The 25,935-nt window shown below is 40.1% G+C and carries 23 protein-coding genes and 2 pseudogenes; 9 read left to right on the top strand and 16 right to left on the bottom strand.

The genetic code is table 11. The annotated features are described in order from the left end of the window. Positions 1-6: 6 nt before the first annotated feature. The 8 genes from NO346_RS03935 to NO346_RS03900 all read right to left on the bottom strand — a co-directional run bounded on the left by NO346_RS03935 (position 7) and on the right by NO346_RS03900 (position 8,482). On the bottom strand, positions 7-252 hold the full coding sequence (locus tag NO346_RS03935) for an RNA-binding protein (RefSeq protein WP_004802550.1): 246 nt from the start codon (positions 250-252) through the stop codon (positions 7-9). Between the two features lie 56 nt (positions 253-308). Further along, positions 309-2,288: an ATP-dependent helicase gene (locus NO346_RS03930; RefSeq protein WP_256414330.1), complete on the bottom strand. Its 1,980-nt coding sequence runs from the start codon at positions 2,286-2,288 to the stop codon at positions 309-311. Positions 2,289-2,407: 119 nt separating this feature from the next. Further along, positions 2,408-2,980, bottom strand: coding sequence for an HdeD family acid-resistance protein (locus NO346_RS03925; RefSeq protein WP_256414329.1), 573 nt, complete (start codon positions 2,978-2,980; stop codon positions 2,408-2,410). A 178-nt stretch (positions 2,981-3,158) separates the two neighbouring features. Further along, complete coding sequence (locus NO346_RS03920; protein WP_256414328.1) at positions 3,159-3,917, bottom strand: hypothetical protein; 759 nt, start codon at positions 3,915-3,917, stop codon at positions 3,159-3,161. 88 nt (positions 3,918-4,005) lie between these two features. After that, positions 4,006-6,645: a type I DNA topoisomerase gene (gene topA / locus NO346_RS03915; RefSeq protein WP_256414327.1), complete on the bottom strand. Its 2,640-nt coding sequence runs from the start codon at positions 6,643-6,645 to the stop codon at positions 4,006-4,008. Positions 6,646-6,678: 33 nt separating this feature from the next. Beyond that, positions 6,679-7,128: an ammonium transporter gene (locus NO346_RS03910; protein WP_256414326.1), complete on the bottom strand. Its 450-nt coding sequence runs from the start codon at positions 7,126-7,128 to the stop codon at positions 6,679-6,681. A gap of 66 nt (positions 7,129-7,194) precedes the next feature. After that, positions 7,195-8,175: a PIN domain-containing protein gene (locus NO346_RS03905; RefSeq protein ID WP_256414325.1), complete on the bottom strand. Its 981-nt coding sequence runs from the start codon at positions 8,173-8,175 to the stop codon at positions 7,195-7,197. A gap of 61 nt (positions 8,176-8,236) precedes the next feature. Continuing rightward, positions 8,237-8,482 (bottom strand): SlyX family protein, encoded by a 246-nt coding sequence (locus NO346_RS03900; RefSeq protein ID WP_087536336.1) that lies wholly within the window; start codon positions 8,480-8,482, stop codon positions 8,237-8,239. Between the two features lie 32 nt (positions 8,483-8,514). Between NO346_RS03900 and NO346_RS03895 the strand changes: the two genes are divergently transcribed. Next, positions 8,515-10,422 carry an ATP-binding cassette domain-containing protein gene (locus NO346_RS03895; protein ID WP_256414324.1) on the top strand — a complete coding sequence of 636 codons (1,908 nt, stop codon included), beginning with the start codon at positions 8,515-8,517 and terminating at the stop codon, positions 10,420-10,422. A 59-nt stretch (positions 10,423-10,481) separates the two neighbouring features. Here NO346_RS03895 and NO346_RS03890 read toward each other — a convergent pair. Then, a pseudogene (locus NO346_RS03890) lies at positions 10,482-10,610 on the bottom strand (RNase III inhibitor); the annotation flags it as partial. A gap of 168 nt (positions 10,611-10,778) precedes the next feature. Here NO346_RS03890 and NO346_RS03885 point away from each other — a divergent pair. Further along, entirely contained in the window at positions 10,779-11,714 is a 936-nt protein-coding gene (locus tag NO346_RS03885) for a lauroyl acyltransferase (protein ID WP_256414323.1), read from the top strand. 293 nt (positions 11,715-12,007) lie between these two features. Here the strand turns inward: NO346_RS03885 and NO346_RS03880 are convergent, their stop codons facing one another. Next, on the bottom strand, positions 12,008-13,117 hold the full coding sequence (locus NO346_RS03880) for an endonuclease/exonuclease/phosphatase family protein (protein WP_249570214.1): 1,110 nt from the start codon (positions 13,115-13,117) through the stop codon (positions 12,008-12,010). Positions 13,118-13,306: 189 nt separating this feature from the next. Here NO346_RS03880 and asd point away from each other — a divergent pair, with 189 nt between their 5' ends. From asd to truA, 5 genes are all read left to right on the top strand, one after another. Then, the gene (gene asd / locus NO346_RS03875) at positions 13,307-14,425 is read left to right on the top strand and encodes an aspartate-semialdehyde dehydrogenase (RefSeq protein ID WP_256414322.1); all 1,119 of its coding nucleotides are present in this window, start codon (positions 13,307-13,309) and stop codon (positions 14,423-14,425) included. 141 nt (positions 14,426-14,566) lie between these two features. Next, the gene (locus tag NO346_RS03870) at positions 14,567-16,069 is read left to right on the top strand and encodes a FimV family protein (protein WP_005162662.1); all 1,503 of its coding nucleotides are present in this window, start codon (positions 14,567-14,569) and stop codon (positions 16,067-16,069) included. A gap of 61 nt (positions 16,070-16,130) precedes the next feature. After that, entirely contained in the window at positions 16,131-17,309 is a 1,179-nt protein-coding gene (locus NO346_RS03865; protein ID WP_256414320.1) for a FimV domain-containing protein, read from the top strand. Positions 17,310-17,353: 44 nt separating this feature from the next. Continuing rightward, complete coding sequence (locus NO346_RS03860; RefSeq protein WP_005162669.1) at positions 17,354-18,322, top strand: asparaginase domain-containing protein; 969 nt, start codon at positions 17,354-17,356, stop codon at positions 18,320-18,322. A gap of 16 nt (positions 18,323-18,338) precedes the next feature. Next, entirely contained in the window at positions 18,339-19,136 is a 798-nt protein-coding gene (truA, locus tag NO346_RS03855; RefSeq protein WP_005162672.1) for a tRNA pseudouridine(38-40) synthase TruA, read from the top strand. 41 nt (positions 19,137-19,177) lie between these two features. Here truA and NO346_RS03850 read toward each other — a convergent pair whose 3' ends face one another. After that, positions 19,178-20,185 (bottom strand): AraC family transcriptional regulator, encoded by a 1,008-nt coding sequence (locus NO346_RS03850; RefSeq protein ID WP_005162677.1) that lies wholly within the window; start codon positions 20,183-20,185, stop codon positions 19,178-19,180. A 229-nt stretch (positions 20,186-20,414) separates the two neighbouring features. On the opposite strand from NO346_RS03850, the gene infA reads away from it, so the two are divergent. Then, entirely contained in the window at positions 20,415-20,636 is a 222-nt protein-coding gene (gene infA, locus NO346_RS03845) for a translation initiation factor IF-1 (protein ID WP_001284370.1), read from the top strand. Between the two features lie 61 nt (positions 20,637-20,697). On the opposite strand, the gene NO346_RS03840 is transcribed toward infA, so the two are convergent. Next, entirely contained in the window at positions 20,698-21,069 is a 372-nt protein-coding gene (locus NO346_RS03840) for a lysozyme inhibitor LprI family protein (RefSeq protein ID WP_005162680.1), read from the bottom strand. Between the two features lie 185 nt (positions 21,070-21,254). Here NO346_RS03840 and NO346_RS14880 point away from each other — a divergent pair. Continuing rightward, positions 21,255-21,628 (top strand): annotated as a pseudogene (locus NO346_RS14880) (hypothetical protein). Between the two features lie 66 nt (positions 21,629-21,694). On the opposite strand, the gene leuB reads toward NO346_RS14880, so the two are convergent. The 4 genes from leuB to leuC form a co-directional block, all read right to left on the bottom strand. Beyond that, positions 21,695-22,774 carry a 3-isopropylmalate dehydrogenase gene (leuB, locus tag NO346_RS03835; protein WP_256414319.1) on the bottom strand — a complete coding sequence of 360 codons (1,080 nt, stop codon included), beginning with the start codon at positions 22,772-22,774 and terminating at the stop codon, positions 21,695-21,697. A gap of 45 nt (positions 22,775-22,819) precedes the next feature. Then, entirely contained in the window at positions 22,820-23,395 is a 576-nt protein-coding gene (locus tag NO346_RS03830; RefSeq protein WP_087542947.1) for a hypothetical protein, read from the bottom strand. Positions 23,396-23,542: 147 nt separating this feature from the next. After that, complete coding sequence (gene leuD / locus NO346_RS03825) at positions 23,543-24,193, bottom strand: 3-isopropylmalate dehydratase small subunit (protein ID WP_256414318.1); 651 nt, start codon at positions 24,191-24,193, stop codon at positions 23,543-23,545. Between the two features lie 12 nt (positions 24,194-24,205). Then, positions 24,206-25,624, bottom strand: coding sequence for a 3-isopropylmalate dehydratase large subunit (leuC, locus tag NO346_RS03820; protein WP_004659116.1), 1,419 nt, complete (start codon positions 25,622-25,624; stop codon positions 24,206-24,208). Positions 25,625-25,935: the final 311 nt, after the last annotated feature.

Below are 25,935 nucleotides of genomic sequence, written 5' to 3'. Positions count from 1 at the left end.
TGATAATTAAGCTTTATCATCCGCAGCTTTGACACGAATGCCTTGGCTTTTTACTTTCAAGGTGTTTAAACCTTTAATTGCTTTAATCGCTTCACGTGGATTTGGCATTTCAACAAAACCGAAACCTTTCGATTTACCCGTTGCTTCGTCTTTGACCACGACACAAGACTCAACTTTTCCATATGCTTTAAATAAGTCGAGAATTTCCGCATCAGTCACATTACGGTCTAAATTACGAACTAAAATTTTCATGCTAAAACCTAAAAGATGATTCATTGTAGAATCAAAAGAATTTGAATCTGCCTAGTTTAATCGAAATCAATCCCAAAACCTAAATTGATTGTAGTCGTACGAGAATGATTGCTTTGGCCGTAGGCACGTGGAATATCCCGATGAATCTGAACATCGACTAAATGTTGAGGTAAATCATTGAGGAAGTAACTTTCTATTTTTCTTCCTAACTCATCATATTGATCTTGTGACCATAAATTTAAATTCTGTTTGGTCAAAATCAATTCATCTTCTGCACGTGTTAACGCAACATATAGCACACGACGCTCCTCCTCCACATCATCAAAATCGCCTTGCGCGCGCGCATGAGGATATTGATTCGGAGAAACATGTGGGACATAACAGACTTTTTGTTCAGCACCCTTAGCTGAATGGATGGTAATCAGTGTCACTAAGTCTTGGTCAGGTGTTTTATCAATTTCTGAAACAGAAATTGGATCAAGCACATATTCTTCTAAAAATTCACCAAGTGAATGATGCTTACGTGCTAATTGTTTCACCAAATCAAAATCTTTGACTCGGCGTGACCAATCTTTGGTTTTATAATTATTTTCCAGCTGTTCATTTAGCGCATCCAGTGCAAGGCCTATACAAGCTTCAACATGCTGCTGCAATACATCGAGCTGCATCAAAATTAAAATCGCTTGTTGCGGTACTTTGCCATGTCGCTCTAAACGTTGGCAACGGGCTTCGATATCAGGCAATTGAATTAAGGCCTGTGCCAACTTACTGGCACCCACATCGCCCACGCCATCCCAAAGCGTCAGGAAACGCATCCAGGCTAAATCATCTTGAGGATTAACACTAACCCGTAACAAACTTAAAACATCTTTGACATGAGCAGATTCAAGCAACTTGACACCACCGATAAATCGATAAGGAATATTCGCCGCAATCAAAGCCCCTTCCAAATACCGCCCGCTAAAACCTGAACGTAATAAAATCATATGTTCTGCCCAAGCCGCACCTTGCATATGACGACAATTCAAATCCTGAATAATCCAATTGGCTTCTTCAAACTCATTACTCAAGATATGCAGTTGTGGCTTTAAGCCTTTACCTCGATAGGCCTGTAGATGCTTGTCATATTCAATTTGGCTCTGCTCCAGCAGCCAATTGGATAAATCTAAAATGCCTTGGGTCGAACGATAATTCATTTCCAGATGAAGCACATGTGCATCAGGCACACGTTCTTTAAAATGATGAATATTTTCAAAATCTGCGCCACGAAAGCCATAAATGGATTGTGCATCATCCCCGACACAAAACAGTTTCACCTTGCCAACTAAAGGCTGAAGCAAAGCCCATTGCAGTGGATTAGTATCCTGCATTTCATCGACCAATAAGGCGGAACAAAAACCAGTGACCCATTGCACTAGCTCTGGTGAACTTTGCAGATGTACGGCAACAATAGATAGGATGTCATCATAATCCAGAAAATTACGTTCTTGCTTGCGTTGCTCATAGGCTTTCATCAATTCAGCAATTTGGGCTTTATACTCAAGCGCTTGGGGTAGCTGCTTAACTAAAGCATCCGATAGTTTGGTTTTGGTATTACGAGCATAGGAATAGAGATCACACAATTCGGCCGCTTTAGGTAAGACATTGCCCTTATCATTGCCTCGTAGTAAACGAAACATCAGCAACTGATCATCCCGATCAATAATACTAAACTGTGTGAGACCAAACGCATGTGGATTCCGACGTAGTAAATACATACAAAAAGTATGAAAGGTTGATGCGCGTAAGCCTTTCGCCTGTGCGCCCATATGCTGCTCAACCCGCGTCACAATTTCACTGGCAGCTCGGCGTGTAAAGGTCAAGATTTGAATTTGTGATGCAGGCAAACCTTGATCAATCAGGTAAGCAGCTCGTGCCACAATAGTTTTGGTTTTGCCACAGCCTGCCCCCGCAAGGACCAAACAGTTTTGCGCTGTCGTTGTGGCTGCTTGTTTTTGTTGTGGATTCAGTTCATCAATTAGCTTGGCAAGCGTCATACAATTGGTCAATTAAAAGCGAAATGCTATTTTAGCAGACTCAAGCCATTGAAATGTTTCTCGCTACAAAAACAAAAAGAGCATGTAAAGACATGCTCTCTCACTCTCAGCCTGACCCGTTAGACGGTAGTTGAACTATGTGGTAACTGTTTAATCGCCCCTGCAAAGGTTAGATAGTTAATTCCCTGAAATAAAATATCAATCGCAAGGAACATCCCCAACACCCAAAACGGTGAATCAGGTGATGACAAGATCAGAATCCCGGTTAATAGGGTTAATATGCCTGAAAACAGCACCCATCCCCAACCTGAAATTGGTCGTAAAATAAAAGCATTTACGCTACGAATAATCCCCGCAATAATTAATGCAATCGACAAGAAACTGGTGAGCATCACTGCAGTAATCACAGGTGTGGTAAATGCAAAGTAACCAGCAGCTAGATATAGCACACCAAACAAAGCCCACAACCAGCGTGTACTGCCCTTAAACACCGTAAATGCGGCAACAAAATGCAAAATACCACCCAACATCATCAACACACCAAACAACAAGACGGCAGATAATGTTGCAAATGGTAACGCTGCTAAAAGCATGAGGCCAAAAATAACCAATAACACACCCAATAACAGATACCATTTACGATCAGCGTGTAGCTGATTGCGAACCAGATCATTACCCACCGTTTTCATCATGATTTACTCTTTTATCATCAATGTGCTATGTATATATTGAGCGTGTTTTAGACCTAACTCTGTATAAGGCATGTTGACAATTCATGACAAAATGTTGAAAAACCAGTGTTTTATTCCATAATTTTTAATTTAGTCTGTTCTTTTTGGGGCTATGAATAAATCGGAACTTATCCACAATTTACTTGATCCAGCCAATTTCCTGTGCGGTCAGCACACTAATCACGGTTTGTTCCAAGTCATTTGGCATTTTACTTTTATGCTCTGAAAGTGGGATACGCCCTCCCATGATTTCCGCCTCAGTTTGTGGATACAAAGGTTGCTTATCCGCCTGTGCATAACCAATCGGGAAAATAGGTTCACCATTGTTCAAATTATATTTATCGGTCGCGCCAAAACCGTGCAATAACTCATGCACTAACACTACATTATTTTGCTGTGTCTGTTTAGCTGAGGCAAACAGATTGACTGAACCAATTCGTCCACGTTCCAGCGCAGTTGAGTGCTTGAGTTCCCGATTTTGCTTCGGATCATAGAAATTCAGATATAGAGTTAAACTTGGTGAACCATCAATCGATTGATACTGCTTCCATGCATAAAAGCGAAACTTTAGGCTCCATAGAATATTATCCAGAACACTTGGCTGCTCAGACATCTTCGGTGGTGCTTGTTGCAATTCCCTTCCGATTTGAACCATAAAGTAGCTGCTTTGCCCTCGATATTGCTGGCTATTTTTTTCTAGATACTGCTTCACCTCAGCAAAATCATCTTGCTGCAATGTTTGAATATACTGCTGTGTTGTAGGCAACCCATCGGCATTAATCGGATGCAACAATACATTAGTCGGCTGATTCCAATCCTGATTTTGATCACGATAAGCATTGACTGCAACAATCAACAACACCAGTAGTAAGCAAGCGACTCGAATATTTTTCCACATGCATTTCACCCCAATCAAAATTAATTTTTCTTTTTATTTGTTCAATAAAAAATGCCAGCAATCGCCAGCATTTTTTAAACTTTAATGTTTAAGCTTCTACCCATTTCCCATCTTGGAACACCAGACTCCACTTGGTCTGCTTGCCCTCAGCAGTTTCAGAACCCACATATTGTGCCTGATTCTTACGGCTGAATTTCACCACCGTTGGATTGCCTTCAGGATCAACATCTGGTGCTTCTAACAAGAACTGATACTTCGGATCAAGCTGCTCAGCCACACTACGTAATTCAGCCACTTTCGGTGCACGTGTTTCACGAATTTTCGGAAATTTGCTGGCTGCTAAGAACAAACCTGCCGCACCATCACGTAATACAAAGAAGTCATCGTGTTTGGCTGAACGCAGATGTTCCATTTTGATTGGATCAACACGCGGTGGCGCAGGCTGACCGTTCTTTAATACTTTACGGGTATTGTCACAGCTTGAGCAGGCAAAGTAAGGACCAAAACGACCTGTCTTTAACTGCATTTCACCATCACATTTATCACATGGAATGGTTGGACCGTCATAGCCCTTAATCTTGAATTCGCCTTCCTCGACTTCGTAACCATCACAATCTGGGTTATTACCACAGACATGCAATTTACGACCACCATCGACTACATAACTGTCCATTGCTGTACCGCATTTAGGACAACGGTGTTTCGACATCAAATCAGCAGTTTCAGCACCATCATCATCCGACAATGCCGCCAAAGACTCGACTGGTGTTAAGTTGAGTGTGCCTTTACAACGCTCTTTCGGTGGCAGGTTATAACCTGAACATCCTAAGAATACACCTGTTGTTCCAGTACGAACTTGCATTGGACGCGAACATTCAGGACAAGATACATCCGCCACTTCGACTGGCTGATTACGGCGCATGCCGCTTTCACCCTGCGCATTGGTTAAACGTTTCTTAAAATCACCGTAGAAGGTATCTAGTAGCTCTTTCCAGTTACGCTCACCCATTGCAACACGGTCTAATTGACCTTCTAAATCAGCGGTAAAAGCATAATTCATCAGATTATTAAAACTTTCATCCAAACGGTCTGTAACGATCTCCCCCATTTTCTCTGCAAAGAGACGACGGTTTTCCAGTTTTACATAACCACGTTCTTGAATCGTTGAAATAATTGCAGCGTAAGTCGATGGACGACCAATCCCTTTTTTCTCTAATTCTTTCACCAAAGATGCTTCAGTAAAGCGTGCAGGTGGCTTGGTAAAATGCTGACTCGGATCAAGTTTTTCTAACTTAAGGACTTCACCAACTTTTACCGCAGGCAATAAAATATCATCATCAGATTTATTGGCACCACGAACACGGGTAAAACCATCAAATACTAGTGTACGGCCTTTCGCCTTTAACTCAACATTTGATGCTTCAACAGTCAAGGTTGAAGATAAATATTCTGCTGGTGTCATTTGACAAGCAACAAACTGTCGCCAAATCAGGTCATACAGACGCTGGGCATCACGTTCCACACCTGCAAGTTTGTCACCCGTCAATCCGACATCTGATGGACGAATCGCTTCATGCGCTTCTTGCGCGCCTGCTTTATTGCCATAACGATTTGGCTTGGCAGGAACGTATTTTTCACCAAAATTTTGCTGAATATGATTACGCACCATATTCACCGCGTCATCGCTCAAGAAAGTTGAGTCGGTACGCATATAGGTAATAAAACCACCTTCATACAAACGCTGTGCCAGCATCATGGTTTTCTTCACAGAGAAACCTAAACGCGTACTCGCTGCTTGTTGTAAAGTTGAAGTGATATACGGGGCACTTGGATTAACTTTGGTGGGTTTGTCTTCACGCAACGCCACTTTATATTCAGCATCTTTTAATACACTGAGTAGGGCATCAGTTTCAGCTTTATTTTTGAGTTTAAGCGTCTTACCTGCCTGTTTCACCGCTTCCAGACGAATGTCATCTTTCTTCGACAAGGTATCTGCAAATACTTGCCAGTATTCTTCTGGAATAAATGCACGGATTTCACGTTCACGTTCAACCACCAGTTTCACAGCAACGGATTGCACACGTCCTGCCGATAAACCACGGGCAATCTTTTCCCATAGTAATGGCGACACCATAAAGCCCACCACACGGTCGAGGAAACGACGCGCCTGTTGAGCGTTCACACGGTTTAAATCAAGTCGTGTTGGCTGTTTAAATGCTTCTTGAATGGCATTCTTGGTAATTTCGTTAAAGACCACACGATGGTAGCGACTATCATCCCCACCAATCACTTCTCTTAAATGCCAAGCAATCGCTTCCCCTTCTCTATCCAAGTCCGTTGCGAGATAGATAGCATCTGCATCTTTGGCGAGTTTTTTTAGTTCGGCAACCACATGTTCTTTGCCTGGGAGCACTTCGTAATGTGCAATCCAGTCATGCTCGGGATCGACACCCATACGATTAATCAGTGCGGACTGGGCTTTTTCGGCTTTCTGTTCATCGGTCAGTTTAGTGCGAGTTGCGGGCTTCTTTTCGGTGGATTTCGCCCCGCCTCCTGTCGGTAAATCACGCACATGACCCACCGATGACTTCACCACATATTGTGAACCCAAATATTTATTAATTGTTTTCGCTTTTGCAGGCGACTCCACAATCACTAAGGCACGTTTCTTTGCAGCAGGTGTAGGAGCTGCTGTGCTTTCTGAAGCAGAGCGTGGAGTATTCGCCATAATAAATCGTTTTTCCTATAATTAATCAAATAATTAGCGCTGAGCTAATTCATGTAAATATGCTTTGATTGCTTCAAGCTGAGTGGCTCTTAAATCAGTTTCTTCATCCCAATATAGCCCGACACAGTTTGCCTGCATATCAATAGCATAAACTCCTTTTAATGCAATGGGTAAATCATTAAATTTCTGATCACCCTGCACCACCTGAAGTTTTCCATCAACCACGCGCGCGCGCATAAGTGCTAAGCGAGCATCCGGAATAAGCACACTATAATAAGCAACCATACTGGCGCGTTTTTCAGATGCCATTGGAATTTTCGTCCACTCAGGCGCAACGATGAGTCGTGGGTGTAATCCCATTTTGCGAGCTTGATCGCGCATCATACCTAACGCTTTTTCTCGAGGACTCACACGCAGACCAAAAATCGAGCCCAAGACAAATAGAACTATCGCAACTGTAATCCAAATTCCAACATTACTCATTAAAGGTGCCCAAAACTTCCTTTTATTAGCGTTACATAAGTTGAATGAAAAAGGCAAGTTCCAAATTTAAGGCATCAACAATCTTGGACTATATTCAATCTCTCTCTGATTCACTTTTAACCATTGGTTATGTTCTAAACGATTCAATAAGTCTTCAGCATTTTGTTCAGGAAAATTTTGTTTTAAGAGCAAAGTAAAGCCTGCCACATATTTAGGACGTAAGTGTGCAGCAACATTTAATCTTCTCGCTAAAGTTAAACGAATATTTTCCAAATCAAATGAAGCATGGTCTTTCTGAATGATTGGCAATAACATTTGGTTTTGCCCAACTTGCTCTTTTTTCTTTTCATTCTCAATCATTTCTGGCAGAACAAAGTTCGCCCATACCATTAGATTTTTTTCAAAATAAATGACTTTTAAATCATCCTTTTGAATAATTTTATAATTCATCAATAAACTAAAGATTAAATTTTCATCAATCTGTTCTCCTTGTACTTTTGTTCGAATTGTATTTTTTAAACTCTCAATTTTTGTTGGTTTATTGGTTGGAATTTTTGCTAAATATTCACAGAATTTTTTAAAAACAACCAAATGTGGACGTTGAGAAAATTGTTCGACATCAGGAATGACTGTTGTAGGTTCTTCAAGTGAAACTGGTTTTAATATTTCTCTTGACTGTTCAATCACTGTTTTTAATTGTGTTGCCTGAAAACCCATAACTTTCAGTAAATCAACAATATATTCTAAAGCCCCATCATTAGACATAACATCAAAACAAATATTTTTCTTATCCATTTGAATTGAAAGTTGCCCTGCTAAAAATGCTAATCCAAAATCGGCAGCATCTTTACCAACTTTAGGCATTTTAATAATAACTAATTTCTTTTCTACAACAAAAGGGGAAAACTTAATCAGTGCATCTAAACTTAAAGTCACAGGTGATTTTGCGTAAACTAAATATACACAAGCATAAGTTTTCAATAAGTGTAATAGCTCTTTTTCAGTTTTATGAATATTCTCAATATCCAAAAGCAAAATTTTTTTCACTTGTATCCTTAAAATATAAATTCCCCCAATTTCATCACTCTAGCCTGTCATGTCTATCTTTTCAATAATGCGGTGGTTTGTTACTCATTGGATCAAACGGTGCAATTCCTTCTGACAAGTCTGAAGACTCAACGCGTTGGTATAAAAGCTGCATTTGTTTCTTCAAAACTGCAATTTCTTGTGTCTGAATTGCGAGCTGTTGATTTAATTGTTCAACTAAATCGTCTAAAAATGCAATTCGGACTTGCAAATCTTCAATGGGTGCGGACAATGACGCGTGATCATCAAATTTTTGTGGTTTAGTCATTTCAGACCTCATCTGAACTCTTAGGAAACATTATGGCCTACATTACTTTAAGGGATGTCCATCTCGCATTTGGCGGACCTGCCCTACTCGACGGCGCGAACTTTAACCTAGAACGTGGCGAACGAGTCTGTTTAATTGGTCGTAATGGCGAAGGCAAGTCTACTTTATTAAAACTGATTGAGGGAAGTTTATTACCTGATACAGGTGAAGTTTCGATTCAAAATGGTTTAACTGTTTCAATGTTAGCCCAAGACGTGCCGATGGATTCAGGCAAAGTGGCAGATATTGTTGCTGATGGCGCAGGAGAAGCTGCAACCGTACTCAAAGCCTATCATGAAGCAAGTGATGCCTGTGTATTAGGTGATATGGAAGCTTGTGATCGTATGGGCATGTTGCAGCATAAACTTGATCAGCTCGATGGTTGGGCACTTGAAAACAAAGTAAATACCATTTTAGGTAAAATGGGGCTAGATCCAAATGCAGATTTAGCAGACCTATCAGGTGGACGTAAACGTCGTGTGCTCTTGGCACGTGCCCTACTTACCCAACCGGATGTGTTATTACTGGACGAACCAACAAACCATCTGGATGTTGAAAGTATTGAATGGTTAGAAAAGTTCTTACTTGATCAAAATAATCTAACTCTTTTATTTATTTCACATGACCGTTCTTTCGTAGATAGCATTGCAACACGTATTGTTGAACTCGATCGTGGTGTTTTACGTGCTTATGAAGGCAATTATTCACGTTACCTCGACCTCAAAGCTCAGCAAATGGAAGCTGAAGAAAAACAAAATGCTTTATTTGATAAAAAATTAGCAGAAGAAGAAGCTTGGATTCGTCAAGGCATCAAGGCACGCCGTACCCGTAACGAAGGACGTGTCCGTGCCCTAAAGGCCTTGCGTGAAGAATCAAAGGCACGCCGTTCACAACAGGGCAAAGTCAGCATGGCGACTCAGGAAGCCAATCGCTCAGGCAAGCTGGTGTTTGAGATTGAGAACCTAAGCGTGAGCTATGGTGAACAACCATTAATCAAAGACTTCTCAGCAATCGTATTACGTGGTGATCGCATTGGTTTAGTCGGTGACAATGGTGTGGGTAAAACCACATTAATCAAGGCCATTTTAGGTGAACTCGAACACGGCGGTTCAGTCAAGACTGGAACACAACTCGAAATTGCCTATTTTGACCAGTTACGCAATGCGCTCGACCTTGAAAAAACCGTGATGGCCAACGTGTCTGAAGGTTCTGATTTTGTCGATGTGAATGGCAATCGCCGTCATATCTATAGCTATTTACAAGATTTTTTATTCTCACCAGAACGCGCTCGTACGCCAGTCAAAGCACTGTCTGGCGGTGAGAGAAACCGTATCCTATTAGCAAAACTATTACTCAAACCATCGAACTTGATCGTGATGGATGAGCCAACCAATGACTTGGATATGGTGACACTTGAGTTGCTTGAAGAAATGCTGTCTGACTACAAAGGTACTTTGTTACTGATCTCGCATGACCGTGCTTTCATGGACAATGTTGTGACTTCGACTTGGGTATTCGATGGTAAGGGCAATATTGATGAGTACATTGGTGGCTATCAAGATTACTTGGAACAACGCCCTGACCAAAAAGTGGTTGATCAGAAAAGTGATGTGAAAAAAGCGCAAGCTAAAGCCGAAGCAGCGGCTGCCGCAGCATCAGCACCAAAGAAGGTCAAGCTGAGTTACAAAGATCAGCGTGAGTTAGAACAACTCCCTGCTGAGATGGAAAAGCTAGAAAAAGAACAAGCCGAACTTTCAGCAAAACTTGCGGATGGTTCGTGGTTTGTCTCTGACGCTAATGCTGCAACTTTAGCGAGTCAACGTTTAGCAGAAATTGAAGAATCTTTGCTTGAGAAATTGGAACGTTGGGACATCTTAGAAAATATGTCGAAAGGCAATTAATCAGATGATGAGCATCTATCCATAAAATGATAGATGCTCTATTAAAATCCAATGAATGCTTAGATTTCAAAATCATCTTTTAATGACTGATAAATATTAAAATTTTCATCATCAAAACAAACAAAAACTACTTCTTGGACTGACTGACTTTGTTTTAACTCGTCATTAATCACTTTAAACGCGATTTGGGTAATATCTCCCTTAAGTATGCTTATCTGTTTCAACATGGTCTCCTGATCAAAATATTTATTTATCTATACACAAAAAGGCTGTGCTTTATCTTTTAGATTTAAAGTCGTAAAACTGACTTCATGTTACACTGCTTCAAAATTCAATATCATTCATATTTCTAGTTTATGAGCCAACAATCGTCTTATATTCCTGGTGAGTTTCAATGGGAATTTTTACTCCCTAAGTATTGGAAAATCTGGATCGCCATCACTTTTCTCATGCTCTTAGCAATCTTACCTTGGGCAATTCAATGGCGCTTGGCACGTGGTTTAGCCTCATTATGCTGGCACTTGCTCAAATCACGTCGAAAAACCACAATCAGAAATCTGGAAGTTTGCTTCCCTGAATGGTCTCCTGTTGAAGTTGAAGCACAAGCAAAACAAGTGTTTGTCGACATGATGTTGGGTGTATTTGAAACATTGAATGCTTGGTATTGTCCAAATTGGTTTAAAGGACGCCATAGTATTGAAGGTCTAGAGCACATCAACTCAGCCAAAGCTCAAGGCAAAGGTATCTTATTGCTAGGTACACACAGTACTTTATTGGATGCAGGTGGTTATATTTGTGCTCAATATTTTGAGCCTGATGTGGTCTATCGTCCTCAGAATAATCCGATGTTGGATATGCTGATTTATCGTTGTCGCGCAACCATTTATCAACAGCAAATTGATCATGATGATATGCGAGGCTTAGTACGTCGTTTAAAAGATGGCGGTGCGATTTGGTATAGTCCAGATCAAGATTTTGGCTTAAAACAAGGTGTCATGGCGCCTTTTTTTGGTGTTCCTGCTGCCACTGTTACTGCACATCGTCGTCTATTAAAAATCTCCAAATCTGTTGCAATCCCGCTTTATTTTTATCGTTATGGTGATGTTCGTAATCCACAATACAAAGTTTTGATTGAGCCTATTGTTGAAAATATGCCGAGTGAAAATGAACTCGATGATGCAATTCGGGTGAATAGAATCATTGAGGCTCAATTGCGCATTGCACCAACTCAATGGATGTGGTTTCACCGTAGATTCAAAACCCGAGCAGAAGGTTACGAAAAAATTTATTAATAATTTATTAATATTTAGAGAAAATTAAAACCCGAGTTTCGCATCCTGCAAAACTCGGGCAAATGAGGTTGTGCTCTCAGATCTTTGTTATTATCTTGCTTCCATAGCATGCATCATATCCATAATGCATTTTCCATCTCAGCGTCGCTATCCTTAAACGGAAATCCATTCCTGCGTCCATGTGCTGATGTATTTAGAATAAATCTTTTGATCAAACTCGACTATTCGCCGTAGACTTAAATCAATGTACGATATTGCTTACATCACGATATTTGCCATTTCATTCTATTGAATCACTTATAAGGCTGAGCCAATTCATCAACAACTTGCTTGTGCTCTTGTTCTGCTTTTTCTATACCATCCCGAATCGCTTCTTGAGCCTCTCGTTCATCTTCAGCGCTTTGTTCTAGTTCTTCCTGCTGTTGCTCAAAAATACGACCCGTCTGTAAAACGACATAAATTGGAAAATGATCAGAACCTATATGAGATAAACGTTTCATTTCCACTAAGCCAAAGTCAGTACTATGAAAGATATGGTCTAAAGACCAACGTAAAAGTCGATAATCTGCGTGAAAAGTATTCATGAAATAGCGACCTACCCGTGGATCTAGCAAACCACTGATTCGTTGAAATAATCGCGTGGTGCGTGACCATGCCACATCATTAAGATCCCCCATGACAATACAACTTTCATCCAAATCTTTTATTCGATCGCCAATAATTAAAAGCTCGGCATCTCTTAAAGTTGAATCTTTAGCTTCAGTTGGGCTTGGTGGTTTAGGGTGTAAACAATATAACTGTACTTGGATACCTGAACGTAATGTTACCGAAGCGTGTATAGATGGAATTTCATCACTTAAGATAAATTTCACTTCTGTATCGTGCAATGGCAAGCGGCTATATAGATGCATACCATATAAGTTATCTAAAGGTACGGGCACGCGATAAGGATAATCTTGTTCAATGTGAACTAACGCATTTTGCCAACTTGAATCTGACTCTAATGTCAGCACAACATCAGGTTTTAGTGTGTCTATATGCTCAAGCAATAGATGATATTTATCATTTGGCGTCAACACATTGGCAACCAGCAATGAGATTTGCTGGTTTTCATTGATTTGCTCAGGCTTAACTTTTTGAACTTGTTTTTTCCAAATCGGGGTATATGGAAGAACCATTTTCAACTGATAAGCGATTGCTGCGACCAATCCAACAAACAGCAACTCGGTAGTCAAGGTCCATTTGGGAATGGCAAATAACATTGCAAAAAAGGCGAAGAGACCGAGTGCCAGAATCTGTAAGCGCGGAAAGTCTGCACCTCTAAACCACCACTCATCTCTGGGGATTAATGACCAAAACGAAAGCCATATAACCAATACTGCACAAATCTGAATCCATATCATGTTCATTTTTCTCGAGGGGATGTCTTAGATTCTCAATAAAGTTATGGCTTTATCAATTTTCTATCTAATACAAACAAGTTATTTCACTCAATTAAATTATCGTTTTATTTACGTAAAGCTTGCAGTTGTGGTCGCTTTTGATACACTCAAACCCCTTAAAAGTTTTTTGAAATACCGAGGCACAATGACATGAAAGTAGGTCTGGTCGGTTGGCGTGGGATGGTGGGTTCTGTCCTTATGCAACGTATGGTTGAAGAGAATGATTTTGCTCATATTGAGCCATTCTATTTTTCTACCAGTAATGCAGGTGGCGAAGCGCCTTCATTTGGTGGTAAGACTGCACCAGCACTTATGGATGCGTCAGACATTAACAGTCTGAAGCAAATGGATGTCATTTTAACCTGTCAAGGTGGTGATTATACATCTGAAATTTTCCCTAAGCTAAAAGCTGAAGGTTGGGATGGTTATTGGATTGATGCTGCGTCTACCCTTCGTATGGCGGATGATGCAATCATCGTACTTGATCCAGTAAACTTAAATGTGATTAAAGATGGTTTAGTCAACGGAACTAAAACTTTCGTTGGTGGTAACTGTACAGTTTCACTTATGTTGATGGGTTTAGGTTCACTTTTCCAAAATAATTTGGTTGAGTGGGCTACTTCAATGACTTACCAAGCAGCTTCTGGTGCTGGTGCGCAAAACATGCGTGAACTCATCACGGGTATGGGCTATTTGTACAACAATACTAAAGAATTACTAGATGATCCAAAATCTGCGATTCTTGATATTGATCGTCAAATTGCCGAGTTGCAACGTGGCGAAGGTTTTCCAAAGTCTAACTTTGGTGTGCCATTAGCAGGTTCATTGATCCCATATATCGATAAACAGCTTGAAAGTGGTCAATCAAAAGAGGAATGGAAAGGTCAAGTTGAAACCAACAAGATCTTAGGCAATCAACAGATTGTTCCTATTGATGGTCATTGTGTTCGTATTGGTGCAATGCGTTGTCACTCTCAAGCCATTACTTTGAAGTTGAAAAAAGATGTTGCGCTTGATGAAATCGAAGATATGATTCGTCAATCAAGCCAATGGGCGAAAGTAGTTCCAAATACCCGTGAAGCCTCTATGACTGACCTTACTCCTGTTGCTGTGACGGGTACTTTAACAGTTCCAGTTGGTCGTTTACGTAAGCTCAATATGGGTAAAGAATATTTAGGTGCATTTACAGTAGGCGATCAGCTACTTTGGGGTGCTGCTGAACCTTTACGTCGTATGCTTCGTATTTTGGTTGAATACAAGAACGCTTAAGCAAAAACATTTAAAAAACAAAAGCCGATCACATTTGATCGGCTTTTGTTTTTTATCAAACATGAATATTTTACAATTCATTTACATCACGGTAATGTATACTTTTGAATTGACTAAAACATCACTTTTTCATGGATCGAGATGACTGTTTATAACAAATTAAAAGTTGCCATTTTAGCCATCATTTCTTCGCAACACCTTTATGCGATTACACTCGATCCATTGCAAATCCAATCTGCACCTGGTGAATTACTCTATGCAGAAATGAGTTTTCATCAAGCTGATCCTACCGCAAAATTAGATGTAGGCTTAGCAACACCTGAAGATCTTTTAATGATGGGTGCTGCTCATCAGCCTCCGAGTGGCCTAAATTTTTATACACGTCGCAATTCACAAGGTGAAGGGGTGATTGTGATCACTTCTATACGTCCAATGACAGACAGTGAACTTAATATTATTCTTAAAATACAAGAAAGTGGTGCATCACATTTAAAGCATATTAAGCAACCTATAGGACAAAGTTCGAGAGCGCTATCCGCTAAAGCAGCTACGAATGAAAAAACACTTTCACCTAAATATATTGTCAGTGAAAAAGATATTGCGCTCAATTTACCCGAAAGCACTCGCTTCAGTTCACCGATTGCAACAAATGTAAAAGAGCTTAATTTAAAGCAAGAAAATTTATTAAATGTCTCATCAGCTTTACCACCCATATTAAATAGCTCACAATCAAAGCAAAGCTCTCCAGTAGCAATATCCGTTGTTACAACGCCGATACCAAGCCAAAATAAGGACACTGCAACTGCAAAAATTAGCCCTAAAATCGAAACAAATAATATAAATACGACTGCAAAAGTAAAAATTGAATCAAATCCAACGCCTACCATGACTAAACAGCCTATTGTTCAAGTCGCAGCTCAGCCAGTTCAAACTGCGAGTCAACCACAAACACCAATCGAAAAAAAATCAAAACCTCTCGATACAAAGCCAGCCGAACCACAAGAGAAATTTAAAAAACAACAACCTACACAAACTGCACAACAAGCTAAAAAGAAAGCACCTGCCACAAATAGCAATTCCATGACTGCATCTAATAACTCAGCTCAACAGCATGTCGTGCAGCGTAATGAATCTTTGTGGAGTATTGCGCAACAAATCGCATCACAAACACAACAGCCTGTTGCTAAAGTTATGAATCAGATCAAAGCACAGAATGAGCATGCTTTTATTGGTGGCAATGCAAATCGTTTAAGACAAGGGTCTCGTTTAAATTTCAATCTAAATACAACACCATCTCGTCAGAATACAGCAATAAATCAAATAGCAGCACAGACAACACACCCTCGATCAGGTCAAGCCAAATATCGCCTGCAGCAAGCGGAAATGTCACTGGTCGCTGAAAGTAACCAAGATTCAAGCAATGGAAGTGCGAAAAAAGACACATTACAGCAAAAAACCAGTGCAGATTTATCATTAAAAGTTATGACAGCACGAGAAAAAACCGTTACATTACAAAGAAACGTAACACAGTTAGAATTGGCATTACGTAACAAGGAACAACGTATTCAGCTATTAAATGCTCGGCTTGCAGAGTTACAAGATCAGTTGAAAGTGCAGCAGGAAACTAAAAAGCCAACACGCTAGGTTACGAGAAGATTCTCATAAATTTGCACCAAAGCGGCTCTATCTTTAAGGGGTATAGATCATGTCAACTATAATAATTGTACTGCTAATCGTCGTATTAGTTGTTGCAATCGTTTTAAAAAAACGCAGTGACAACCAAACTACTGCAACATCTAAAAAAGGTGCTACAGCAAAATCAGCGAAGAAAGCAGCTACAACTAAAACTTCACGTACGACATTAGCACGTGAAGAACAAGAATCTGTTCCAGCCGCCGCAACCGCGATTCCAGAGTCTTTACGCCAGAAAATTGAACAGCAAATTCAAAGTGGCAATTATCAAAGCGCAGAAGCACAAATCAATCAGATTTTAAAACAAGATAACTCCCAACATGAGTTATATTTATTTCTCCTTGATATTCACTTAGCTCAAAAAGATGATTTTGCAATTGATCAATTGATCAAACATATTCATGCTTTGAAACTTGATGATATTGCTCAAACTGCTGAAGCAAAACAACGTGAATATGAAAAAAATAAACAACCTGATGCAATTGAGTTCAGTTCAAGCTCAAGCCATTTTCAGCAAACCAGCACATCAGATAGTTTAGCAAAAGAGCAAAACAATGCAGATTTTGACGCATTAGCGGCATCAAAAACGTCACAATCATTTGATGACTTACAATCTGGATATGTTGCACCAGCAGAAGAAGCTAAACCAGTTGAACCAGTCCCAGAAGTTCAGCCATTAGATTTTAATTTTTCCTTTGAGAAAAAGGAAACAACTGAAGCTGCGCCAACAATCGAGCAACAAGAGAATAAAGAGCCTGCTCCTTTAGAATTCTCATTCAATTTAGACGCTGCACCTGCAACTTCTCCTGTAGTTGAAGAAGCAAAGCCTGAATTAGATTTCAATTTTTCAAACTTAGAAGTTACAGAACAAAAAACTGAAGCAGCGCCAACGTTAGATTTTAGTTTTGAACCGACAGAAAACAAGCAAGTTGAAGTTACAGAATCAGTTGTTGAACTTGAACCTGTTCAAACCTCGCCTCAAACTACATCTGTTGCAATCAATGACCCTCTTGTACAATCATTTCCTGATTTACAACAGCTTGATGAAGCACAGCTCAATCTAGAACTTGCTGAGCAATATATTGAATTGGGCGCTTATGATTCTGCACGTGAATTATTAAAAAATAGCCCACCATTTAATGCAGAGCAACAACAACATTCACAAAGTTTACTGAATAAAATAGCTTCCTGAATTTGATCGGTCTAATATAAGCAGTCTCTCAGACTGCTTTTTTTATGATGAAAAAAATCGCTTTAATTTATATGGGTGGGACGTTTGGTTGCGTTGGCGAACCATTGATGCCGATGCCAGAACAGGATTTTCTACCTTTACTAGCTAAGATCATTCCACCTCATTTACAGGTCGAATGCTTCGCTGCGCCTAGTATCAAAGACAGTAGTGCCTGCACCGCAACGGATTGGCTAAAGTTGGTACAACAAATCCAGCAATTGCAACTCAATAGTTTTCAACATTTTGTCATTATTCATGGGACAGATACTTTAAGTTACGCTGCAGCAACACTTGCTCGTTTTTTGGGACATTCTTGTCATGCCATCATTACAGGTAGCCAATACCCATTATTGAATGTTGAAGGCAATGATACCCGTGAATTTACAGATGCCACAGGCAACCTATATTTAGCATTAGAGCAAGTCCTCACTTTGCCAACTGGTGTTTATCTTGCATTCCATGAACAAGTTTTTCACGCACAAACGACCTTAAAAGCACATACCACTGAGTTGGATGCTTTCGTCGGTGTTAAAGCAGATCAAAGATGTCAAACCACAGCAGATTTTCTTGTTGTTCAAAATGAATATATTCAGCAAGCAACTGAACTAAGCATCCTAAATTTGATGTTGCAGCCAATTGCAAAAGAACAACTCATTCTACAGTTAAAAAATATTCTGCTTAACCCACCAAATTTCTTGATTCTACAAGGATTTGGCACAGGCAATATTGCAGTAAATGACGAAATTCTAATGCTGTTTGAGCAACTGTATCAAAAAAAATGTCTGCCTATTATCAGCACCCAAGTGACCTTTGGGCAACTAGATCAACGCTATGCCGTCAGTTCATGGATTCAATCTGCCAAAGTTTTAATCAATGATTGCCATAGCCATGCTGATTTATATGCAAAAGTCTTGCAAATCTATTTAAAATATCCGAGCCACGAACAATGGTTCGCGAATTGGCATCAGCATTAATATTTGAGGTTAAAACATGCAACGTTATGCAATCGGTATTGAATTTTGTGGCACGCAATACCGTGGTTGGCAAACCCAGCAGCCTGGCGTTGCAACTGTTCAAGAGACCATCGAGAAAGTACTGAGCCGTATTGCCAATGAGCCCATTATTCTGCATGGTGCTGGACGAACTGATGCAGGTGTACATGCAACCAATATGGTGGCTCATTTCGACACCGAAGCTATTCGCCCAGAACAAGGTTGGATTCGTGGCACCAACAGTCAACTTCCAAAAGATATTTCAATTCAATGGATTAAATGCATGGATGAGAACTTCCATGCACGGTTCAAAGCCACTGCACGACGTTATCGTTATGTCGTCTATAACGCACCCACCCGTCCTGCACTATTGTATAAACAAGTCACTCATCTTTATCAAAAATTAGATGTACCGAAGATGATGGTCGCTGCAGCAAAATTTGAGGGAACGCATAACTTCGAGACCTTCCGAGCTGCTGCCTGTCAATCCAATCAACCCATACGTCATGTAAAACACTGCCGTCTATTTGAACATGGACGCTATTTAGTATTAGATATTCAAGCCGATGGATTTTTACATCATATGGTACGCAATATCATGGGATGCTTACTAGAAATCGGACAAGGTATGTATGAGATTGATCATATCGATACCATGTTTGCCGCAGAAGACCGTACAGCGGCAGGCATCACCGCCCCACCTGATGGTTTATATTTTATTCAGTCCTATTATCCTGATGAGTTTGATTTACCACAGCTGCCTTTAGGTCCCCAATGGTTAAATCTGCCTGAATAAAAAAAGCCTTATCGAGAGATAAGGCTTTTTTCTTAGAAAAATTAACGCTGTTTACGCTTACGATATTCAACAGGGGTTTCATTCGTCCAACGCTTAAATGCACGATAGAACGTACTTGGTTCAGAAAAACCTGTTAAATACACGATTCTTTCTACACTTTCATTGGTATTCGCCAATAATTTCTTCGCTAGGCGGCAACGATAATCTGAAAGGATTTGCTGGAAGCTTGTATTCGCCTCGCTAAGCTGTGTTCTTAAGCGTCGTGGCGTGATGCTTAATTGAGCTGCAACTGTTTCTAACGTAGTTTCACCACTTTCTAAAGTTGAACCAATGGCACGGCGTACCTCGCCCACCAAATCATATCGGGCGAGTTCCTGCAACTTCTCAATCGCTAGTTGTTCATGTAATTGTAGTAGTTCTGGTTCAGCTTGCCACAATGGGTAATCAAGCACAGCATGATCAAAATAAAGGCGGGTTTCTTTTTGACCCAGACTGACAGGACAGCCATACACTCGAAAATATTCATCATCATCCGCACCCTCATTGAAGTTAAAGTCAATGTAGATCGGCTGAAACTGCCCTTCGGTGATGAATTTAAAGAAGCGAAGAATACCTGACATCGCACATTCAGAAAAATGGCGATTGACCAGATTGTCAGACCAGTACTGTTCGCCATTGCTTAAATAACAGCGTCCATCCTGAATCACCAGTTTGGCATCAAAGGCATCACTGATCAAACGCTGATAAGCTAAAGCTCGTTTTAGACCCTCACCAAATGTTTCACTACTAATAAATAGATGCTCAATCACCTGACCACGATAGAGTGGTAAATGCTCACCTAAATGCAATCCAATATCAGGATCATTGCTAACTTCCTGTGCAGCAATCCAAAATGCATTTTGCGCACTTAATGGCGTTCTGGCATTGGTATCAATTTGATTTAGCGCTACCCCTGCTTTTGTTAGAATCTCTTCAGTTGGCAATCCCGCTTTACGAATTGCCTGATAACCAAAGCGCAATACAACTGATGCATCTGTTAACTGACCCACTCAGTGCCCTTCCCTGTAGATACGTTCTTGTAACAATAACAACAATTTTAGATTAACGTTGATTGACCAAACTGACAACAATATTCTGCTTCTTTTGTTAAAAAAGATTGTCAATTGTCCGACAGTTTTTATGAATAAAGATCTAAAAGGTTTACATACGCTTCACCTTGTAAAATTCAAATAAATTGACTATAATTTGCCCCTTTCCAATTTGATCATCAGGTAGGCTATGGCCAATAAAGAGGAACTCATTGAGTTCGAAGGCGTTGTCACCGAAACGCTTCCTAATACGATGTTCCGTGTACGTTTAGAAAACGGTCACGAAGTTATTGCTCACATTTCTGGTAAAATGCGCAAACACTATATCCGTATTTTGACGGGTGACAGTGTAAAAGTAGAAATGACACCTTATGACTTAACAAAGGGTCGTATCACTTATCGTGCGCGCTAAGAGATTCGTGAATGCAAAAAAGCCACATTTTGTTTGTGGCTTTTTTTATGCTTGATTCTTATTACTCACTCAAACGTGTTGTTTTACACCCTACCGTTTGACACTCACGTAATCTTTCCTCTAACCAATGATTACGCTCTTGTGTCGTCGTAAGTCTACATTGCACGCTTACGCTATTTTTTTGATCATCAGTACATTCTGCATCTCGATGATGAATCCATGCGAGCTGGGACTTTTTAAGAATCTTTTGTTGTGTCTTATTGAGTTGGTGACGCAATTGCTGGTAATTTTTATTTAAATCAACATCAGCACTCGCATAAATTTTATTCGTGCAATAAATATCATCATACGTATTGCGTGCCTTATCACAATTATCTGCATGACTGAATGTTGCTAAAGCGCCACACATCAGTCCAAATATAAATTTGTGCATCAAGTTTTCTCAATCGCTTAATATCCTATCTAAGCATATTCGAACTCAATTGAATATTGCCTAAAAATAGACTAGTTTGTATATTTTTATCAATTCACACAAATGAACTCGACACCAACATCATTTAAGGATTGAATAAACATAGATGAGAGGATAAGGATTAATCAAAATAAAAATTTAAGTGTTTGTTATTTCTAATCATATTATCTTTACAAGCATGTACCACTGCATACCAAAATCGAACCAGCCTACCTGATTATTTACAACTTTTTATCGGGCAATCTGCAACCATAATCCAACAGTCGTTCGATTTAAACCTCTAGGTTTTCAGACTATCGCCCAACCAATCAAACAAAGCAATCAGCTGATTTACACTGTCATTCGCCCAATTCGTATTCCTATCGCTCAATCGGCTGAACTTGGTGCTCAAAATATACCAATTCAAAGTGCTGGCAATACAGATAGTACTTATGATCTCAATTTAAAATGTCACATCATTTTTGAGCTAGACCAACAGCAAATTGCTCGCTCTATTCGCCATGAAGGCAAGGCTCGTTAGTTCGCCCATATACATTAAGTTATAAAAAAACGCAGCCCAAGCTGCGTTTTTTATTGGCTATAATTCTTAGTTTAGTGCTGAAACTACAGCTTCACCCATAGCATCTGTACCAACTTTTGTCATGCCTTCAGACATAATATCTGCTGTACGCAAACCTTGATCTAATACTTGACCCACAGCATCTTCAATTGCTTTTGCTGCAGCTTCTTCACGGAAGGTATAACGTAACATCATCGCAACTGAAAGAATAGTTGCCAATGGATTAGCAACATTTTGACCAGCAATATCTGGTGCAGAACCATGACATGGCTCATACATGCCTTTGCCATTTTCATCTAAAGATGCAGAAGGCAACATGCCGATCGAACCTGTCAACATTGCTGCTTCGTCAGATAAGATATCACCAAATAAATTACCTGTAACGATCACATCAAACTGCTTTGGTGCACGCACTAACTGCATCGCAGCATTGTCAACATACATATGTGAGAGTTGAATATTTGAATATTGTGCTTGCTGTAAATCAGTAACCGTTTGCTTCCACAATTCAGTCACTTCCAATACATTGGCTTTATCAACCGAGCATACTTTGCCACTGCGCAAGCCTGCTAGCTCGAATGCAACTTTGGCGATACGCTTGATTTCACTTTCTGAATAAACATCAGTGTTATAGCCTTGTTTTTCGCCATTTTCTAATTCGCGAATACCACGTGGTTGACCAAAGTAGATCCCCCCCGTTAATTCACGAACAATGAGGATATCCAAACCTGCAACGATTTCTGGCTTCAAACTTGAAGCATCAGCCAATTGTGGATAAAGAATCGCAGGACGCAGGTTGGCAAACAGGTTCAATTCGCTGCGGATTTTTAACAGGCCACGCTCTGGTCGGATTGAACGCTCAATTGTATCCCATTTAGGTCCACCAACCGCACCCAACAAGATTGCATCGGCTTTTTTCGCCTGTTCACTAGTGACAGCTGGGTAAGGTTCACCATGTGCATCAATCGCAGAACCACCCAACAAACCATGTTCCCATGTCAAACCTAAATTAAATTTTTGATTCACCTTAGTTAGTACTTGCTCAGCTGCACCAACAATCTCAGGACCGATACCATCGCCTGCTAAAATTAAAATATGTTTAGACATTTATTCTTCCAGTTTCATATATGCAGCGTTCATACTGCAAGCCGATTAAATCTTTTTCTCAACAAATTCACCCAAACCTGTGCTCACATCATATGGGCGACAGAATCGACGAATAGTATGCTGTTCTTGTTGCAAATCCACACATAAAGGTTCAGGTATAGAAACATTTAATAAACTACCCGAACGATATGCACGGTCTCGGTACATTTTAAAGGTATAGCTTTGATGCGGCTTGAACGCATGAATCACATGGAAGGTTTCAGCTCGGTCTGGTGAAATAGGATAAAAGCGAATGACTACTTCATATTGTTTGGCTGGTACATTTAAGTAGACTTGTTGTTTTCTACTAAAAACCGAACCATGCAATCGTACAATCCCTTGCTCCATCGCCTGTTGGCTAATACGGTGCGATTTGGCATCGATCACGGCAATATCATTGATTCGTTCAAACTCACAATTTTCGACGCCCGAACAATACAAAGTTGCATTTTCTGCTTTATTGCCTACTGTATTTTGGGCAATACGAACCTGATCAACCATATTCGTAGAATTCTGACATGCGGTTAATGTCATACCAACACCTAAACACAGCAAAATACTGCGAGGGAGTCTTCTTTTCATTATTCAAGCCCAGTCCTATATCATGCAAACATGCAAGCGAATATATCTACTCGCATGTTAGCAAGAGTTCCATGTCCGCGCTATGGCTATATTTAAAATGTACTAAAACATTAAGCTATGTTTATATTGATGAGATATAAATAAAACTTAAGCTTCTATCTCTTGAAACACCCAAGGACGCGCCTGTTTGGCTTTTTCTTCATAGGCACGAATATCATCTGCCACTTGCAAAGTTAGGCCAATATCATCCAAACCATTTAATAAGCAGTGCTTACGGAATGGATCAATTTCAAATTTAAATGCCTGACCTGTTGGCGTGCGTACTTCCTGTGCCTCTAAATCGATGGTCAATTGATAACCTTCTGTTTCAGCACATTCCTTGAATAACTGATCAACAATCTCTTCAGATAAAATCACAGGCAACATGCCATTTTTAAAGCAGTTATTAAAGAAAATATCGGCAAAGCTTGGCGCGATCACGGTACGGAAACCATACTCATTCAAAGCCCAAGGTGCATGCTCACGACTAGAGCCACAGCCAAAATTCGTGCGTGCCAATAAAATCGTTGAACCTTGATAACGCGGTTTATTCAATACAAATTCAGGGTTAATTGGACGTTTGCTAATATCTTGCCCTAAATAACCTTCATCTAAATAACGCAATTCATCAAATAAGTTATCGCCAAAACCTGTGCGTTTAATTGACTTCAAAAACTGTTTTGGAATGATTAAATCAGTATCAACATTTGCACGATCTAAAGGTGCAACAACACCTTGTTCTACAGTGTATTTTTTCATGATTTTGCTCCTTTAGAATGAACGTACATCAACAAAATGACCTGCAATTGCAGCCGCTGCAGCCATTGCTGGGCTCACCAAATGTGTACGACCACCGTTCCCCTGACGACCTTCAAAATTTCGATTAGAAGTAGATGCACAATGTTCACCTGGTTGTAATTTATCAGCGTTCATTGCTAAGCACATCGAACAACCCGGCTCACGCCATTCAAAACCAGCGTCTAAGAAAATTTGATCCAAGCCTTCTTGTTCTGCTTGTTGCTTCACCAAACCTGAACCCGGAACGATCATCGCCTGTTTAATACTAGATGCAACTTTACGCCCTTTCACGACATCTGCCGCAGCACGAATATCTTCAATACGAGAATTGGTACATGAACCAATAAAGACACGATCTAATTGAATATCAGACAACGCTTGACCAGCAGTTAAACCCATATATTGATAAGCACGAGTCCAGTCATTACGCTGAACATCATCTTTTGCTTGTTCTAAAGTCGGTACTGCTTGCGAAACAGGGATCACCATTTCTGGAGATGTTCCCCAAGACACTTGTGGCTCAATCTCAGCGCCATTCAATACGACGACTGCATCAAATACAGCATCTTCGTCTGAGTGTAAGGTATTCCAATATTCTACGGCTTGATCCCACTGCTCACCTTTAGGTGCATAGTTACGATCTTTCACATAAGCGATGGTTTTGTCATCAACAGCAACCATACCTACGCGCGCACCCGCTTCGATTGCCATGTTACATACGGTCATACGCCCTTCGATCGACATATCACGGAACACTTGACCACCAAATTCAATGGCATAGCCTGTACCACCAGCCGTTCCAATTTTGCCGATAATCGCTAAAACAACATCTTTCGACGTCACGCCTTTGCCTAATACACCATCAACACGAACAAGCATGTTTTTCGATTTTTTCTGTACTAAACATTGAGTTGCTAACACATGCTCAACTTCTGACGTGCCAATACCGTGTGCTAAACAACCAAATGCGCCATGTGTAGCTGTGTGTGAATCACCACAGACCACGGTCATACCCGGCAAAGTTAAACCTTGCTCTGGTCCTACCACGTGGGCGATACCTTGACGAATATCATTAATACCAAATTCAACGATATTAAAGGTCTTACAGTTATCATCTAAGGTTTGGACTTGGATACGAGAGGTATCATCTTCGATACCAGCAATACCTTGCTCACGCTCTTTTTTAGAGGTCGGAACGTTATGATCAGGTGTTGCGACATTGGCACTTAAACGCCATGGCTGACGATCAGCAAGTTGTAAGCCTTCAAATGCTTGAGGACTAGTCACTTCATGTAATAAATGACGATCAATATAAATCAAGCTTGAACCATCATCACGTTGCTTAACTAAATGGTCATCCCATAATTTGTCATATAATGTCTTGCCTGCCATGTCGTCGCTCTCCAACGTGCTTGTCATAGGACTGGGTAACTAAATCTTAAATTTATTATAGCAATGCTTTCACATAAATCTAATTTATCATTTTTATTAGTTATTAAACTTTCTGGAATATATAATTCATTTGTGCATCAATTTTTTCAATAAAAGAGATAAATCCTTAGCTATCTAAAAGTTCGATCATCAAGAGTAGAAATTTCTTTTTTACTTTTTAAATGATAATCATTATAGGACTTACGCACTATTATTTATAGATTCTCTGTGGTAGGAGATGATTTTTATCGAGAATAAAGTCATCAATGAAG

This window comes from Acinetobacter sp. 5862 (assembly GCF_024494585.1).
In the GTDB taxonomy this organism is placed as follows: Bacteria; Pseudomonadota; Gammaproteobacteria; order Pseudomonadales; family Moraxellaceae; genus Acinetobacter.
Note: the sequence above shows the minus strand (reverse complement) of the source record. Positions and strands in the feature narration are given on the sequence as shown.